Origin of the sequence: Nonomuraea marmarensis, from assembly GCF_043197025.1 — a bacterium.
Lineage (GTDB): Bacteria > Actinomycetota > Actinomycetes > Streptosporangiales > Streptosporangiaceae > Nonomuraea > Nonomuraea marmarensis.
The window spans coordinates 1-16,682 of record NZ_JBICRM010000070.1 but is presented as its reverse complement, the minus strand read 5'-3'; the positions used below and the strand labels follow the sequence as shown (position 1 = coordinate 16,682).

15 protein-coding genes and 3 pseudogenes are annotated in these 16,682 nt (G+C 63.7%); 8 read left to right on the top strand and 10 right to left on the bottom strand.

Going from position 1 to position 16,682, the window contains the following annotated elements:
* The first annotated feature begins 513 nt into the window (after positions 1-513).
* Complete coding sequence (locus tag ACFLIM_RS49050; RefSeq protein ID WP_393177607.1) at positions 514-942, top strand: nuclear transport factor 2 family protein; 429 nt, start codon at positions 514-516, stop codon at positions 940-942.
* Between the two features lie 711 nt (positions 943-1,653).
* Positions 1,654-2,085, top strand: a complete 432-nt coding sequence (locus tag ACFLIM_RS49045) for a nuclear transport factor 2 family protein (protein WP_393177605.1) — start codon at positions 1,654-1,656, stop codon at positions 2,083-2,085.
* Positions 2,086-2,565: 480 nt separating this feature from the next.
* Here the strand turns inward: ACFLIM_RS49045 and ACFLIM_RS50415 are convergent.
* Positions 2,566-2,784 (bottom strand): annotated as a pseudogene (locus ACFLIM_RS50415) (IS256 family transposase); the annotation flags it as partial.
* 284 nt (positions 2,785-3,068) lie between these two features.
* Between ACFLIM_RS50415 and ACFLIM_RS49040 the strand changes: the two are divergent.
* Both ACFLIM_RS49040 and ACFLIM_RS49035 read left to right on the top strand, forming a co-directional pair.
* The gene (locus tag ACFLIM_RS49040) at positions 3,069-3,608 is read left to right on the top strand and encodes a TetR/AcrR family transcriptional regulator (RefSeq protein WP_393177603.1); all 540 of its coding nucleotides are present in this window, start codon (positions 3,069-3,071) and stop codon (positions 3,606-3,608) included.
* Positions 3,609-3,613: 5 nt separating this feature from the next.
* Positions 3,614-4,432: an alpha/beta fold hydrolase gene (locus tag ACFLIM_RS49035; RefSeq protein WP_393177601.1), complete on the top strand. Its 819-nt coding sequence runs from the start codon at positions 3,614-3,616 to the stop codon at positions 4,430-4,432.
* Between the two features lie 277 nt (positions 4,433-4,709).
* Here the strand turns inward: ACFLIM_RS49035 and ACFLIM_RS49030 are convergent, their stop codons facing one another.
* Positions 4,710-5,171: a hypothetical protein gene (locus ACFLIM_RS49030; protein WP_393177599.1), complete on the bottom strand. Its 462-nt coding sequence runs from the start codon at positions 5,169-5,171 to the stop codon at positions 4,710-4,712.
* Between the two features lie 389 nt (positions 5,172-5,560).
* Between ACFLIM_RS49030 and ACFLIM_RS49025 the strand changes: the two genes are divergently transcribed.
* Positions 5,561-6,358 (top strand): alpha/beta fold hydrolase, encoded by a 798-nt coding sequence (locus tag ACFLIM_RS49025; protein ID WP_393177597.1) that lies wholly within the window; start codon positions 5,561-5,563, stop codon positions 6,356-6,358.
* An 886-nt stretch (positions 6,359-7,244) separates the two neighbouring features.
* On the opposite strand, the gene ACFLIM_RS49020 is transcribed toward ACFLIM_RS49025, so the two are convergent.
* A complete protein-coding gene (locus tag ACFLIM_RS49020; RefSeq protein ID WP_393177595.1) occupies positions 7,245-7,388 on the bottom strand; it encodes a hypothetical protein in 144 nt (47 codons plus the stop codon).
* Between the two features lie 111 nt (positions 7,389-7,499).
* Positions 7,500-7,742 (bottom strand): annotated as a pseudogene (locus ACFLIM_RS49015) (universal stress protein); the annotation flags it as partial.
* 1,794 nt (positions 7,743-9,536) lie between these two features.
* Here ACFLIM_RS49015 and ACFLIM_RS49010 point away from each other — a divergent pair.
* From ACFLIM_RS49010 to ACFLIM_RS49000, 3 genes and pseudogenes are all read left to right on the top strand, one after another.
* Positions 9,537-9,686: pseudogene (locus ACFLIM_RS49010) on the top strand (cytochrome ubiquinol oxidase subunit I); the annotation flags it as partial.
* A 264-nt stretch (positions 9,687-9,950) separates the two neighbouring features.
* Positions 9,951-10,241, top strand: coding sequence for a helix-turn-helix domain-containing protein (locus ACFLIM_RS49005; RefSeq protein ID WP_393177593.1), 291 nt, complete (start codon positions 9,951-9,953; stop codon positions 10,239-10,241).
* A 34-nt stretch (positions 10,242-10,275) separates the two neighbouring features.
* Positions 10,276-10,908, top strand: coding sequence for a LysE family translocator (locus ACFLIM_RS49000; RefSeq protein WP_393177591.1), 633 nt, complete (start codon positions 10,276-10,278; stop codon positions 10,906-10,908).
* 2 nt (positions 10,909-10,910) lie between these two features.
* Here ACFLIM_RS49000 and ACFLIM_RS48995 read toward each other — a convergent pair whose 3' ends face one another.
* The 6 genes from ACFLIM_RS48995 to ACFLIM_RS48970 all read right to left on the bottom strand — a co-directional run.
* On the bottom strand, positions 10,911-11,195 hold the full coding sequence (locus ACFLIM_RS48995) for a hypothetical protein (protein ID WP_393177589.1): 285 nt from the start codon (positions 11,193-11,195) through the stop codon (positions 10,911-10,913).
* A gap of 14 nt (positions 11,196-11,209) precedes the next feature.
* Complete coding sequence (locus ACFLIM_RS48990; protein WP_393177587.1) at positions 11,210-11,335, bottom strand: hypothetical protein; 126 nt, start codon at positions 11,333-11,335, stop codon at positions 11,210-11,212.
* Positions 11,329-11,817, bottom strand: a complete 489-nt coding sequence (locus tag ACFLIM_RS48985) for an MFS transporter (protein WP_393177585.1) — start codon at positions 11,815-11,817, stop codon at positions 11,329-11,331. The genes ACFLIM_RS48990 and ACFLIM_RS48985 overlap by 7 nt, the downstream gene beginning before the upstream one ends.
* A 529-nt stretch (positions 11,818-12,346) precedes the next feature.
* Complete coding sequence (locus tag ACFLIM_RS48980) at positions 12,347-13,315, bottom strand: aldo/keto reductase (RefSeq protein ID WP_393177583.1); 969 nt, start codon at positions 13,313-13,315, stop codon at positions 12,347-12,349.
* A 292-nt stretch (positions 13,316-13,607) separates the two neighbouring features.
* Complete coding sequence (locus ACFLIM_RS48975; RefSeq protein WP_393177581.1) at positions 13,608-14,105, bottom strand: hypothetical protein; 498 nt, start codon at positions 14,103-14,105, stop codon at positions 13,608-13,610.
* Between the two features lie 202 nt (positions 14,106-14,307).
* Positions 14,308-16,682: ATP-binding protein (locus ACFLIM_RS48970; protein ID WP_393177579.1), on the bottom strand; the 2,375-nt coding region annotated here is incomplete at its 5' end.

Here is a 16,682-nt window from a genome sequence, read left to right as displayed (position 1 = left end):
ACTTACGAGGTGCCTTTCTGAACTGGCTGGTTGAAGCGTGAAGAACTCCAATCATCCCAGGTCAGGGGGCACCTCACTTCATTTCACGACACTCGCATCAGATTTCAAGCCGTGGATCCAGGCTCAGCAGAGACCATGATCATTTATTATCTAAACGGCATTGGGGCACCAGCGCGCACCGCCGACCTGCACCACGGCACCTAGCGTGCGTCCGACTGCCCGAAGAGGCCACGCATGAATCAATTAGCGGTACTTAACGGTGCAATAAGCAAATCCAGGTTGTCTTGAACAACCATAGTGGCAACAATGAAGAGGCGACTTCCGCGGGTGACTGCAAAGATGTCAATGCAAGCGCGAACGTTTCGAAAGGATCCGATTATGTGCGCATTCTCATCTAGAACTCTTATCGCATCGGTTGTAGCTACCGTGCTGGTATGCAGTCTTTCTGCACCGGCGTCCTCGGCATCGGCTGTATCGCCCAGCCGATCCGAACTTCTGTCAAATTCGCCGGTGATGGCCGGCGGAAAGATTACTGCTGATAACCAGCGCAACCGGAGTATTCGCGTGGCGCAGGCCTTCTACGAGGCACTTGAGGCCAAGGATATTGACCGCTTCGCGACCCTCTGGACCAAGGATGCGGTCTATAGGGTGCCTGCAACTGCCGACGGCAGTCCAGGCCAGCTTGTCGGGCGGGACGCTATCGTGTCAGGAATCGGTGAATTCTTTAAACTCTTCGGCGACACGCAGTTCGAGTGGAAGATAGAGCCAATGCTCGATCCTCGACGTGTGATAGCCACGTGGAGTTTGGATATCGATTTGGTGGCAGGAGGAACTTATCGTAACCGAGGTGTTGCTATCATTCAAGTGAGCGGTGACCGTATCGCTGAGTTCACTGAATATTTCGACACGCACGCCTTCCTCCAGACATTTGGCAACGATTGAGCTAAGTCGTGTTGCCCGTCCGGCATTTGTAACTCGGATGGGCAGCGCGACTTGCGAACTCACTCGAGTGACAGTCGGCCGGTCCTACTTGTCAGGCAAGCATCGGGCACACGACATGGACGTCTGGGTCATCCCTCGGACAGGATGACCATATGCGCCTGGACGGCGCCGCCTGGCAAGATCTGACTTCGAAAAGTGCGCATTGAACGGGTGGCATCTCTACGCTGTCGATCGTGTCCCATACGTGCGGGCGGTGAAAACGGCGTCGGACGTGCGGGCGGTGCAGATCGTGGACTCCTCGCGCCGCGCGGGACAAGAATGCTCTTTTCCCATCCGCGGAAATCGGTTGCGCGCCTTTCGTCACTACGAGCGGCGAAAGAAGCAGCAGCGCCGCCTAGAAGAGAGGCGTTTGGCGTGTCGGGAACGTTGGGGGCACGGACGCCATCGCGCTCAACGCCTCGATGCTATTGACCAACGATGGTCCGGGTCGCCTTGATCCAGATCAGCGAAGGCGACGGAGAGGTAACCCGGTGATCTCCGCGAAAGCATCGCCCTCGCTAAAATCAGCACATCCCTCGCTGCGGCTCGCCTACGATCCGGCGCGCCATCCGTAGCCATACCCGGCGATCCGGGCCATGCCAAACGCTTGGAATCCTTGTTCGGAACACGATTTTTCACTACCGCATCCATGAACCAAAGAGGAGCGATTACATGAGCCAGACGACCCAGCAGTTGGGTGCCGACCACATCGCCGCAGTCCGGGAGTTCTTCCGCCTCCTGTCCATCAAGGACGTGACGGGGTGGGGCACCCTGTGGCATTCGGACGCGGTGATCACGGTGCCCTACCCGCCGGACGGATTCGCGTCGGCCATCCGCGGCAAGAACGACATCGTCTCCAGCTTCCACGACATGTTCGCCAACTTCGAGACCTTCGACGCCCAGATCACCGGCATCTACGCCGCGTTCGACTCCGATGCCGTCTGTGTCGAATACCGCAACGTCGCCACCCTGATCGGAGGAACGGAATACACCAACGACAATATCGCCGTTTTCCGTTTCAAGGGTGGCCTGATCAGCGAATATCACGACTACTTCGATCCTCGCCGCTTCCAGGTCGTCGTGGACGCCCTGCCCGAGGCCTGACGGTAAACGCGGAACCGATTTACCGTGGTGAGCCGATCCGCTCACCACGGTAAATCGCCGCATCCCGCCTGTCTCCACTACATGCTCATCGGGCTGACGCCGTGGCCGCTCGTCGCCAACGAGTTCATCGTCGCTATAGCTCCTTCTGGGAGATCTCGGCAGTTGCCGATGCGCACCACACAGCCTAACTATTGACCGACTAGTCGGTCGATAGCCTCGATAAATCGCTGCATACTCCGCCAGGTTCGAGGCGTTCGGTGAATGCGCTCTCCCCCATCCTGAAGCCAGCAGCCGACGCCCAGCGAGCGGTGAATGCCCAGCACCGTCGACCGTGCGTCAACGACCGCACGTCCGGCGGCCAGTGGATCAGCCGGAACAACTCGGAGGATCCCGCAACAGTGAGTCCGGCGACGACTTCGGATGGTCACTGGCCGCAGGCAGATTCCCCGAGCGCCGGGCATAATCCTGTGGTGACGCCGTGCGCCAGCCGCGGGCGACGCGGTCCAGGACGGTCCAGAGCAGGGATACGCAGGACGTTTCGCCGGTGAAGCGGCCGATAACCCTTGACCCGGTGGCGAGTCTCGCCGAAGGCCTGCCGATGAAGTTGGAATGCCGGATGTGCTTGTGGCGCTCGATCGCGAAACGCACCCAGACGCTCAGCCCCTGCCGGTCGGGAAGCAGGCATTTGGCCGCTGACGGGGTAGCTGGCCAGCCAGGCACCCCGGCGCTGCGCAGAGCGGCGCTCGTCGCGTTCTACAAAGGACTCGCATTCGCTCCCTCCAAGGCAGCGCCCGCAGGCCCCGAGGGTGGATCTCTGGCAGGTCTGCCGCGGAATAGTCACCTGACCAGGAACACCGGAGTCCGATTTCTGACATCCGCTGTAGCGTTTCCTGTGCCCCCTGGGGAAACATCTTCACCGTCGAAGCGATCAATCTGGCCACGCCATTATTGACCAACCGGTCGGTCAACAGTAGTCTTGCCGAGTGCGTACCAGGGATCCGGACACGAAGAGAGCCACCCTCATCAACGCCGGGCTGACGCTCGCCGAGGAGGGCGGGCTCGGCCGGCTGAGCGTCGACAAGATCGTGGTCGCGGCCGGGGTGGCCAAGGGCAGCTTCTTCCACCATTTCGGCAACCGCGCCGGCTTCCTGACGGAGCTGCATCGGCGCTTCCACGACCGGCTGGCCGAGCGGATCGACCAGGCGATCGCCGAGCTTCCCCCGGGACGGGAGAGACTGCACGCGGGCATCCGGGCTTACCTCGACGGATGCAGGGCCGACCGCGCCGTACGCGCATTGCTGGTCGAGGCGCGCGCAGAGTCAGACGTCCTCGCCGAGGTCGCCCGGCGCAACGACCAGTTCACCCACCTCGTGGCACCCGACTTCGCGGCCATGGACCGACGCTACCCAGAGGCGGCCGCCGGACTGCTGGTGACGATGGCCGCCGAGGTCGCGGTCGCGGAGTCCGCAGCCGACGCGGCGCTGCCGGAGCTACGCGCCGCGCTCCTCGACTACGTGGACTGATCCCGATGACCGAGACCATCGTGACGACCGCCCTCGGGCAGGTCGCGGTGACCGTACGGGGTGCGGGTGCCGCGGTCGTGCTGCTGCACGCCAATCCCGGAGACAGCCGCGACTTCGATGCGATCGTCCCGGTGGCCGCGGAACACTTCACCACCTACGCGGTGGACTGGCCGGGTTATGGCCGCTCCCCGGCGCTGCGGGACCCTGCCGCCGTCACGGCGATGGCGTACGCGGACATCCTGCCGGACATCCTGAGCGGCCTCGGCCTGGCCCGCGCCGCCTTCGTCGGCAACAGCGTGGGCGGGTACGCCGCCGCCCGGCTGGCCATCACGCACCCGGCGAGCGTCACGGCCCTGGTCCTGGCCAACAGCGGCGGCTTCACCCGGCAGAACATCGTCACCCGGGCCGTCACCCGGTTGAAGGGGACGGAGAGGGTGACCGGCGCGCTGATCGGCCGCCTGCCCAGGCTCTACCTCCGTGAACGCACTCCGGTCGTGCGGGAGATGCTCGCCCGCGACACGCGACGGCGCGGCGACCCGGCCGCCATCGCCCTGGAGGCGGCCATCTGGCGCAGCTTCAACTCCCCCGCACACGACCTGCGCGGCCAGGCGGCCCAGATCACCGCGCCGGTGCTGCTCATCTGGGGCACCCGCGACCCGCTCCTCGGCAACGACGGCCGACAGGCCCGCCGGTGCATCCCCCGGGCGACGTGGCACCCCCTCCAGACCGGCCACGCGCCGTTCGCCGAAGCACCCGACGACTTCCTCGCCGCCGCACTGCCTTTCCTTGAATCAGCGCACAATCCGGCAATCCAACCACCCTGAGCCTGGATCCACGGCTTGATTCCTCGTGATCGTTTATCGGTCCAATTCCTCGACGAGGACCGTATGGGCTGGTCAACGGTGGTTTTCAGAGCGTGGCGGGGCCGCCGCGCGCGGGTCGCGGCTTGTCCAGGTGTCCACAGGGTCGGGGACGGGCTGTGCGCTCCGGGGCGCGGGTGATCAACGGTCGTCGAGGTGCTGGCGGTGGCGCCCCTGGTCAGGGGTCGAAGGCCACCGATATGCAGTGTCGTGCCGGGCACCGGGTATCGGCGCCGGCGGGTCAGGACGTCGGGGCGAAGCTCCCGGCTGGGGTCTTGCGCAGCCAGCCCCGCTCGGACAGCCGGTTCAGTTTGGCTCGGGTGCCCTCCACCTGCCCTGATTCGGTGCCCAGCTCGGCCGCTTGGCAGATGTGTTTGCAGATCAGCGGGCCGCCCGCGTCCGTCACGGTCTGGAGGAGGAGCTGGTAGTCGGCGGGGAGCTCGCTCACACCGGAGGCCTGGTGCCGATAGGGGATGATCGAGAGTCCGGAGGGGGCCGATGCGCCGGTGGCGGTGCTGGGCGCTTGCACCGGCATGTCCTGACCGGCGGGTTCGGGCTCGGCGAGCGTCTGGGTGACGACCTGTTCGGCTACGCTCACCCGGTCGAGTTCGTGTTGGACGTCGGTCAGTTGCTTGGTCAGGTGCTGTGCCTGGTCGGCCAGTTCGACACGGCGGGTGGCGATCCGTTCCAGCAGCGACAACATCCTGCCTCACCTCCGGCGATTACCGTAGATAACCACACGGATACGGATCATAGAGGGTGGATGTCGCCGGCTGCGGCAGAATCCGCCAGAAACACTGACCCGCTGATGGCGGATGATCAGCCGCCATGATTCCCGGGCACCACCAGCCCGAGTACGCCCAACCACGATCAGGCCAGACCCCTGACCTGCGGTTTCAGGTTGAAACGAGCCCATTCCGTCTGTACGGGCCCACGGCGTCCTCGCGGACATCGCGGCGCTCATCGCGCCACGTCCAGGGTGCCCGGCCTTGCGGTGTAGGTGCTGCTCTCTCCTATACTGCGGCTCCACGTCCTATCAGACATCAGTGATTTATCGAAATCTTGATCCAGACATCAAAGGAGGGACCGGCTATGGGTCGTGTGGTCTCGAGGGATGGCACTTCGATCGCATATGCCCGGGAGGGGAGTGGGCCGGCGGTCATTTTGGTAGGCGGCGGGCTGGACGACGGGTCGGAGAATGCGCCGCTGATGCCGGAGTTGGCGACGCATTTCACGGTGTACAACTATGCGCGGCGGGGCCGGGGCGACAGTGGCGACACCCCGCCGTTTGCGGTGGAGCGGGAGATCGAGGACATCGAGGCGCTGATCGCGGAGGCCGGGGGGACGGCGGACTTGTACGGGGCGTCCTCGGGCGGCATGCTCGCGTTGGAAGCCGCGGCGGCAGGGCTGACGATCGGCAAGGTCGCGGTGTACGACGTGCCGTACGACACGGCCGACGATGCGCCCCAGCGGTACCGAGCCTACGCTGAGCAACTGGCGGTCGTGCTCGCCGAGGGCCGTCGCGGTGACGCGGTGGAGCTGTTCATGCGGCTGGTCGGCTCGTCCGATGAGGAGATCGCTGCTGGACGCAACTCGCCGTACTGGGCGGCCGCGGAGGCGCTCGCGCACACGCTGGCTTACGATGCCGCCCTGTACGGTCCGCCGCCCAGGGCTCGGCTCGCCACGATGAGACAGCCGGCCCTGGTGATTACCGGCGATGCCCTCCTGGGCTCCGACACGGGTGGCCTCGGACCCGATTTCTTCGCTCAGGCGGCCGACGTCGTCACCGCGTGCATCCCGAATGCGCAGCGTCGTACCATCCCAGGCCAATCGCATGTGCCCGACCCGAAGGTCCTCGCCGCGGTGCTCGAACCGTTCTTCCAGGCCTGACCGCACGGAGGCCCGGTGCCCTTGCGGAAGGCTTATGCCGTCTGGGCTGGGAGGATTGACTCGGCGACCTGGACGAATTGCAGGATCCACACGTTTGTGCTTGGCCCGCCGCCAGACCAAGGCGCGGTAGCGGGAGGATCGACATATAGGTGATGCCAGGTTCGCCGCAGTAGGTGGCGGACTGTGGGGCGGGATGAACGCCCAGCAGGGAGGACTCGTCGGGGAAGGGCGCGTTGTAGGCGGCCCGGGCGGCCGGGTCGAGGTCGGTGAGAGTGCCGTTCTGGACGACCTGCCCCGGCTCCAACGGTTAGGCCCGCTGGCTGAACTGCAGCCACCAGGTGAAGAACGGCCCCATGTCACCCTGGTCGCCGGTGTGCGGCCCGGTACTGGCGGCCACCACGCGGCGGAACCGATCGGGGTGCTCGGCCAGCAGGCGTAGCCCGAGCAGCCCGCCTCAGTTGTGGCAGACCATCGTCACGTCCCGTAAGCCGAGTCGGTCCAAGACGGTCGCGCGCAGTCAGTCGACGTGGCTCTGGTACGTGTAGCCGTGGCGAAACGCCGGATGTCGGATTTGCCGAAGCCGACCAGGTCGGGGGCCATACATCGGTGCCCCGCGGCAACCAGCGACCGGATGACGTGTTGGTACAGGCAGTACTGGGACCGGTGGAACCGGCGTCTTGCAACAGGACTCAGCAGGGAGGATCAGCGTCGGGCGGTCGCCTGGGCGGCCCTGCTCGGAGCGGAGACAGAAGATGAGGCGCTGTCGTTGGTGCAGATGCTGCCAGGGTTCGCAGATAGTTCGGGTGAGCAATCGTGATCTGCTGATGCTTCTCCCTGCACGGTATGAGGACTTGTGCCAACCAGTTCTCGGCCGCCATTTGGACGGCTAGCGGGTCGAGTGCCGGGAACGTCCCTCCCCGGGCCGCCGGAGGCGTTGCCAGGCGTGTATGACGAGCAACGGCAGCCCGCGCATGGCCGCTTCCGCGCAGCCGAAGCCGAGCATCGCGTCGGCCTGATCGTCGTCCGCCAAGCCCACCACGATCGGCCCTGGATGGGGCCTCCGTGGCAGCGGACCCCTACCGCGGACGACAATGACCGGGCACCGCGCGTGGGCCGCCGTATGGGTGGCCACGGAGCCGGTTATCGCCTGGGCGATAGCGCTCAGTCCGTGGGATCCGACCACGAGCAGTCCAGCGTCGGCTGACAGTTCCTCCAGTCGCCCGGTCGCCGACCCCTCATACAGGTCGGTCCGCACATTCAGCCCGGAGGAACTGGCTCGCGCGCAGTCAGCACCGTGCCACAGCACGTGCTCGGCCGCGCGGTACAGAGAGTCACGCGCCGCCGGATCCCCGTCGGTATAAGGCCACTGCCACGCGTGGCAGATGGTGAGGGGAGCTTCCGGAACTCGGCCTCGTCCATCGCCCAGTCCGGAGCCTGCATCGAGTGGTCGGAGCCGTCATAGCCGACCACCATACCCACTGTCACGTTCATATGTTCACTCTCGGCAGAGCGCAGCGCAGAACGGCAGGCCGCAACGGCCTGGCACCGAAGGCTTTCGCATTTCCTAGTCAGGGCTTTGGCCCCTGTCGCTGAACGGCGATGCAGCGCCGGAGTGGGCGGATACGTCGTGTCGCCGCGCGTAGCAGATCTTGGCCATGGCGTTGGCGGTAGGCCCACAGTTGGGTTGATCTTCGATGAGGTGTGAGCTGAGGGCGATGTGGGGTTCTCAAGACGCCATCACGCTCGCCACGGGCAAATGAGGTTGGCTGCGCGTTTCGTCGAAACGTCACGCCGCGAGTTTCTCGATCACCTCCCGGCCCAGGCTGAACGTAGGCGGTGGAGGGGCGAAAAGGCCGAAAAGGCAAGTCGCATGCCAGGTAGTATGAGGCGCCGCGTCAGCTCTTGAAGATCTTCTTTATGACACGTTGGCGTCCGTTAGCGTTGTTGCCCCCATTCCCCGTGTTGTTACTGTTTCTGGAGCCGTTCACATTCGAGTGGTTTCCACTATTGATGCGAACTCCCGAACTTAGATGGTTTCCGCTGTTTTTGGAGTTTCCGCGACCTCGGAGGCAGCACGTCGGCGACTGGTTGCGGGCGGAGAGCGAAGAAGATCCGTAGCCTGGCGAAGCGGAGGCGTGCGGAAAGCCTGACTCTGCATGTGACAATGGCGCCCCGAGTACGGACGATAGCAGGCAAGCGCCGACTACCACTTGATCGACCATGCGCGTCACGACGCCCATCATGCGCACTCCATTCCTCCGTGTGCCATCAGTGCTCGTCAGTCAATCACGGGCACCAACGCGATAGGCTTTGGAAGCCTAACGTACTGACGTGATCTGAGATCCGTTCGCGAGATTGGCGCCGTTGTTTACGTTGTTGCTTCCGATGGAGCCGTTCACGTTCGAAAAGTTTCCACTGTTAAGGAGAGGTCCCTTATTGAGGTAGTTCCCGCTATTGGTTGAATTGCCAATATTTGTTGCACTGTTGCATTTGGCAGGATTATCGGTAGCAAGAGTGTTGCGGCGGACTGGAGAGTTGTCACAGAAAACGCCCGGAAGCGCTCCGATCATGGTTCCACGATCGGCTCCGCCCAGCATGGCGAGCCGAGGGCTTTCGTGAGGTGACTCGGCGGCCGACGTTCCGATCCCACTCGATAGCGCTCCGCAGACAGCTGCTGCCACGATCGCTACCCGCGCGAACATTCTCACCGCAACCTCCGATGCGATACCACGAGACAGCACTGGGTAACACCCATCCCCATAGGGTGAAGCCAGCCTTCCTGGGGCTGTGTTATCCACCTTCTGGCGACCGCTGCTGCACCGGGAGCGGCTGGATCCCAGACCTTCCCATTCCCCTTACCTTGCCGCCGCGTCGCGCCCCAGGTGAGACATACACAGTCCTTGTGACCAGCCAATCCATTGATCAGGGAAACTCTTTCTCTCTTTGTACAAAATGTCGACCTCTGGTCCACCCCCCGGCGTCTTCCCCGACATGCCATCGTTGAGCAGGTTTCCAGGCACCCAACTCGCCAAGCGTCACGCTCAGCACCGCTGCCGCTTCCGGATGGCGGAGACACCGGGTCTGCCAGGTGACTGAGCAATCTGAAGGACCAAGGTCCTCTCATACCAGGGCCGCTCGACCCTACGACGCCGCCGTGCGATACCCGACGCTGGCGGCCATGGATGTCTTGGACCTTTCGCGGTGGCAGTTCGGTATCACGACCGTCTACTACTTCTTGTTCGTGCCGCTCACGATCGGGCTGTCGATCATCGTTGCCGCGCTGCAGACCGCCTGGTACCTGTATCGCACCAGCAAGCCGGAGTATTTGCTGCCCCCGGTGATGAGCACTCGCCTGTCGGCCATGCTGCCTCCCATAGGTTCCTTGAGAATTCGGTTACCGGCCTTGGCTGCCTCCGGGATCTCTGTCTAACCGTGGGCGGCAGGCCCTGATGACGCTCGTTGAAAGTGCCCACCTGGGAGAACTCGCCGGTGGCGGTCGTTCCGTCGCTGGTGGGCTCCCGCGACGCTACGGGTGTCGAAGATCCGTTGCTGTCGGGGGAGCTCAACAAGGAGATGCTCACACAGGGGGAAGATGTGGAAGCGCAGGAGGGGCTGGTCGATTTCGGCGATTGCCCAGCATCTGGGCCGTAACCGCAGGACGATCCGGGCTTATCTGAACGGGGAGCGTGAGCCGGGTAAGCGCCGTCCGGCGGGGGAGGCATTAGCGGTGGTGGAGGAGTACTGCCGGATCCGGCTGCGGCAGGATCCGCATCTGCAGGCCACGACGTTGGTCGAGGAGGTCGCCGCTCTGGGGTATGCGGGCGGGTACTCCTCGGGGTATGCGGGCGGGTACTCCTCGTTCACGCGGGCGACCGACGAGTAGACACCGCCGTACAGTCTCATGGCATCATCCATAGATGACTATCGCTCACCTGATGTCCTTTATCGGACTGTGCCTAATGATCACGATTACACCCGGCCTCGACACAGCTGCTGTCGTCCGCAACACTCTTATGTCCACCCGGTCAGCAGGTATGTTGACCGCGCTCGGCTGCGCAGCAGGACTTTTCGTGCATGCCACACTGGTCGCGCTGGGCCTGGCAGAACTACTGCTGCGTAGTGCCATTCTATTCGAGTTCGTTAAGTTCGCCGGCGCAATGGTACTGGTAGGTCTAGGTGCTCGCTCACTATGGAGGGCTTGGCGGATTGGTGTCGGGAACAATGTTCTGACGACACTGCCCCGTTCTAAGAGGTCCAGCATGCCTTTTCTGCAAGGGCTATTGACCAACCTGACGAATCCGAAAGCCGCGTTGTTCTTTCTGGCTGCTCTACCGCAGTTCCTTCCGTCGGGCGCGCCGAGCGCTGCCGTGCCAGTCGCGCTGGGGCTGGCGGTTATCGCCGTGGCCTTCAGCCTGACCGGGTTGGGCCTGACCGTCCTGGGAGTGCATCAGATCCGCCACCTCCTGCGGTCCCGGCGTGCCCGACGTATCCAGGATGCGTTGCTCGGCGCCACCCTCATTGCGCTCGGAGTACGGGTGGCCGTCGAGTGAGCTCACCATGCCGTGCGGGCGTTGCTGGGGTTGTCGCGCAGCAGCAGGATGGTCGCGGTGATCAGTAGTGTGACGGCGCCTATGAGTGCGCTGGCGTGCAGGCCGGTGAGGAAAGTGCTGTGGTCGGCGACGAGGGCGACGCCGAGTGCGCCGTCGACCTGGCGGGCGCAGCTGAGGATGCCGGAGGCGGCGTCGGCGGTGGCCTGGAGGAGGGCGGTGGTCAAGGGCGGGACGGTCAGGCCTCCGCCGATGCCGATGGGGATCAGCTGGACCAGCAGCGTCACCATGGAGGTGCGCGAACCTACGCTGAGCTGAGCAGGGCGAGGAGACCGATGATCTGGAGGAGTTGCCCGGCGGCCATGGGAAGTCGCGGGCCGTAACGGCTGGTGAGCTTGCCCGCGAGCAGGTTGGCGGCGATGATCAGCACGGGTCATGGGAATGAACATCAGCCCGGCCGTGAGCACGGAGTTGCTGCGGGTTTTGCTGGAAATAGAGGCTGAGCGCGAAGACCAGACCGTAGAAGGCCAGGTTGAGAACGAGCCCGGTGGTGATGGTGACCGACACGGTCCGGGATCGGAACAAGCCGAGCGGAACCATCGGGCTGGTATGCGTGCCTCGATGAAAGGGAGGCGGGAGAGCGGCAAGGGCGAACACGGCCGGAGCTGTGGCGACTCGGGGAGAGGTCCAACCGTGTGCTCCGGCTTCGATCACGGCGAAGGTCAGTGCGGCGAGGCCGGCAATCGCCGTTGTCTGGCCGGTGAGGTCGAGCGGAGCGGGCCGGGGAATTGAGCGGGGTGTGCGGGTGAGAGTGACCAGCGCGATCACGTCGACCGGGAGATTGATGAAGAAGATCGCGGGCCAGCCGAACGCGCTGGTGAGTACGCCGCCGACGACCGGTCCGGCCAGCAACGGCCACGCCGCCTACGGCTGTCCAGATCCCGATCGCATTGGCACGGGCCACGTCGTCGGTGAAGGAGTGGCGGACCGAGGCCAGGGAGCCAGGCCGCATGCCGCCGAGGCGAGGGTGAAGATGGTGAGGCCAATGGCGAAGCAGCGGGAGGCACCGATCTTGTCGGTGATGGCGCCTGCCGAACAGCAGCAGGGCTGCGGAGGCGAGGGTGTAGCCGCGACCACCCACTGCAAGCCGGTGATGGCGCTGCCCAGGTGCTACCCGATCGCCGGGAGCTCGACGTTCACCACGGTGGTGTCCAGGGTGATGATGAAGAAGCCCAGGGCAGAAGCGAACAGGGTCGTCGATGCCACGCGTGTGGGCTTGGGGGCGAGGACCTGCCGAGTGGCTGAACGGTTGATATCTGCGGGCACATGCTCTCTTTGGGGGCGGAGGGCGGCAGCGATGTGTGGCGTCCCCGCCGGTGGCCAAGACGGGGACTGGCTGCTGGTGCTCTACAGCAGATTCTTCGGGCCGGTCAGGCTGTTGTTAGTGGTGGCCGAGGATAGGATGTGGGCGGTACGGCGTCTCAAGGCGCGCGATCTCCTTTTCGCTCAAAGTGAGATCCACAGCAGCGACTGCGTCGTCCAGGTGGGCGAGTTTGGTCACACCCACCACCGGTGCGATCACGCCCGGGCGCCCCAATAGCCAGGCCAGCGCAACCTGGGCGGGTGAAACCCCACGCTCATCGGAAATTGCCCGAACCGCGTCGACGATATCAAAGTCGTCATCGCTATACATTTCATCGGCAAGTGGGTCATTCCCGGACCGGGTGGTGATACGCCGCCCCCCACGCTGGCGCGATCCAGATAGCAGGCCACGAGCCAGCGGACTGTAAGGGATCACTCCAACGCCCTGGTCGAGACAGAGCGGGATCATCTCTCGCTCTTCTTCCCGGTAGACGAGGTTGTAGTGGTTCTGCATCGACACGAAGGGGGTCGGTGCCAGGTACTGAGCCTTCGCGAACTGCCAAGCGAACATGCTGGATGCCCCGATGTAGCGAGCCTTACCTGCTCTGACGACATCATGGAGAGCCTGCATGGTCTCCTCGACGGGCGTCTGGTAGTCCCATCGGTGGATCTGATAGAGATCGACGTAATCGGTCCCGAGCCGCCTCAGGGAGGCATCGATGCCGGCAAGGATGTGCTTGCGCGACAGGCCTCCATCATTGGGGCCCGGGCCCATAGGGAAGAAGACCTTGGTCGCGAGCACGTAATCCTCGCGGTGTGCGAACAGTCGAGAGATTAGGCGTCCTGTTACTTCCTCGCTCGCCCCCAGGTCATACATGTCCGCAGTGTCGAAGAAGGTCACGCCAGACTCGACGGCACGGCGCACGATCGGTTCGGCTTCGTTTTCGTCCAGGTGCCACTCTCGCTGGCTGCGATTTCCGTAGCTCATCATGCCAAGGCAGATCCTCGACACTTTCAGCCCGGACTGCCCCAGTCGCACATGTTCCATTGGCCTCTCCTCTCGGGCGTCAAATAATCCACCTTCCTCATGCAGGAGGCAAGATCGAAACGAAGGACGATGGCTCAGCCTTCCTTCGAATCATCGGCTTCCTCGTACTTCAGCTTTCGAATCAGTCGGCCGATTCCCGGCAGTGCCACCTCGGTGACGGCGAGCCGGTGGCCTCGACCGCACCGAGGCAGCCGTCGTTCCCGCACATCGAGGACGGATGCCATGCCATGGGCATCCGCCCTGATGCGCTCATGCGTTCAGCGTCACTGGTGGGGCCAGCGGTGGCAAATGCCTAGCCGTTGGTGCCGATCACTTCGCTGAGATTACTGACGTTGAGCTGTTCCGGCCCGCCACATCCTGAACCTTGACGAGTCAGGAGACCACGGAGGTCATAGACCCCGGGGAACTCCATGAAGCCGTTCACTGTGCCGCTGTACTGGCACCGTCCTTTGGGTGTGGCTATGTTTACGCTGAAGCCCTTGATGGTGTAACTGGAGTCGTTGAGGCTGAGAGACCACGGCAGAGCGTGGGGGGTTACGCTGGTGCCGGCTTGGCAGAAGTTGAACGTGACGTTGTTGATGCTGGCCACAATTCCGCGGCTGCTGTCCGTGGTCACCGGACCCGTGAAGGTGTTCTGGCAGGCCGCCAGAGTTCCAAACCTCGTCGGGTCCTCACTGAACCCTTTGACCGAACTGGACGCGGATGCCTGGGGCGCCGTAATGAGCACCAACACGGCTGCTGCGGCCCCGGCGGCAAGGCCGGACTTTACCAGGCGTCTCCGGATGGTCATGCTTCTCCTTCGCTCTGTTTCCATGACGGATACCGTCGCCTCGAAGCGCGAGACGACGCCAAAATATATACGTTTGGGCAGCGGCGTGGGGATTCATCTGGAGGCGGCCCGGTCGCGAAGGAGGATCCGATGGGGCGACCTAATTGACTGCGCTACGTATTTGCTGATAAGAAAGCCGGTTACCGCATGAAGGGATTCACCGCTAACCGATCTCGTCTAGTTCGTGCAGGGCTCGGGCGTGCAGACCGCGCGCACCGCAGGAAACAAAGATCTCCGCTGCGTGACGTAGCTGTTCTTGTGCCAGAACGCGCTCGCCGGATTCCACATGTGCACGGGCGGCGAACAGTCGGGCCCGGCCGCAGTCGACTCGTTGGCCCACATCGGAGAATGCCCGGGCTGCCTGCTGTGCGTGTGTCGCGGCGGCGACGGGCGCGATCGTCCTGAGCGCTTGTGCTCGAGCGAGTTTGGCCAACCCGAAATTTGTCTCCAGAACAGGGTGGGAGATCCGGCTGGCGTGGGTCGCCCAGCGAAATGCTTCACTTGTCCGGCCGCGCTCAGCCTCCGCACAAGCCATGAGCTCATAACATGACAGCAGGCTGGATTGATCGAGTTTTGGTTTCTTGCCACGGTTGGAGGCTCGATCGACGGCGTAAGCTCCGCGTTTCAGTTGATTTGCATTGATCAAGGCAACTGCCCACGCGTACCAGGCTGAAGCGCCCCACCATTCGCTACTGTCTCCCGCGAGGTGTGCCACCTGTTCACCGCAGTGCAGCGCCTGGGCCTCATCACCTGACCATGAAGCGATGAGACACTGCTGGGTCAAGGCGATGGCTAGGACTTGCCTGGAGCCGAGTCCTCTGGCCATGGCCGTGGCTTCCTCGGCAACGATCCGCCCTTCGAAGAGTCGGCCGAGCATGCCGTAGGCACGGGCTTTGCCGCATAGCAACATGGCGACGACATAGCTCTGCTCTGAAAGGCGTGCTATGGCCAGGGCGCGATCAAATCGTCGTGCCGCATTGTGATATTGGCCCACGAACACTTCCGTCCAGCCGAGCCACGCAAGTGAACCGACCCACTCGGCGAGGTCGTCCTCAGGAACAGCGGTGAAGAGGCGATCGGCCTCGTCGATGTAGCGGATGGTGTCAGTGATCCGGCCGGCGGCGTACGCAGGCATGGGGCGCATGGCGGCGACCGCGAACCGCATGGTCGGCTCCCAGCCATCCGTGTTCTGTGGGAGTGCGTCCAGCGCCGCTTGAGCCGCACGAAAGTCGGCACGATACAGGCTGTCTGCGGCGAGACGCACGCGCAACGGTACGGTCACCGACGACTCATGGTCGTGTAGCTGTCGCAGCCCGTCCACGAGCAGAGCTCGGCTCTGTTCCGGTCGACCGAGCAGGCGCTCGATCATTGCCGATGTACGCACCGCGAGCGCAAACCGCGACTGGTCATTGATCGTCAACATTCCTAGCAGTTCGCGGGCGGTCTCCCGGCCTTCCTTCAGGCGCCCGCTCGCCCACTGGAATTGAGCCAGGGCCAACAAGAGTTCCAGCCGCAAATCGCGGTTGCCCTGGTTGGGCGTCATCAATCGCAGCGCTGCGTGCAGCCACTGTGCTGCTGCGGCGGGTGCCTGCCGAGCGACCGTCCGAGCTGCCTTTACGAGCGTCATGACGGTAGCCGTGTCGCCAGGAGATGCTGATCGTTCGAGATGGTGTGCCCTTATTGTGATTGGGGCACCGAGATCGGCCAAATGAGCTGCGATCCGGGCATGGGCGGCCAGCCGCCACCCTGAACCAGCCAAACTATAGATCGCGCTGCGGACGAGAGGATGTCTAAACCGAAATTCGCGCCCGGTCCTCGTGACGTGTACTAGGTCACAAGCTGCGATCTCTTTGAGCGCCACCAAGGTGGAATCGCGGTCCAATTGCGCGGCCACGGCAAGGATATCGGCGTCGAACTCGTCGCCGACAACCGCAGCGGCTCGGACGACCTGGAACGCCCCGGGTGAGAGACGACGAAACTCGCTCTGCAATGCCGCCCTGACCGCCATCGGAAGCTCTTCCATCCCCCCGGCGTCCTTGTCGCCGTCGATCAAGCCGCCGGATCCACGCGCCTGAACCAGCGCCTCGAGATAAAGAGGGATGCCGCGGCTTTCTTGGTAAAGGGCAATACAGTCCGCACGGTTGACGTGCGGGCCCAAGAACTCCTCCGTCTCGGTCAGGGTGAACGGATCTACGAAGATCACATGGCTCTGACCGGCCGCGGACTCGATGAATGCGGTCCTGCCCAGATCAACTTGTCGGGGGCGATATGCAAGCGCGATCAACACTCTTCCGCCTGGCGGATGGCGAACAAGGTAGTCGAGCAGTTCCAGCGAGGCCTCGTCACCCCAGTGAACATCATCCAGTAGCAGCGCCAGGCCGGATACCGCCGAAAGTTCCTCCAGCAGACGTCGTATCGCGCGATATGTGCGATAGCGCGTCAGTGCGGTTACCTCCGGCCAATCGACGGTCTCATCCGCGGAGGCTGCCGATATGGAGGGGAAGACGCCGGTTAGCAGCCGTGTAGCCGCCGCACCCA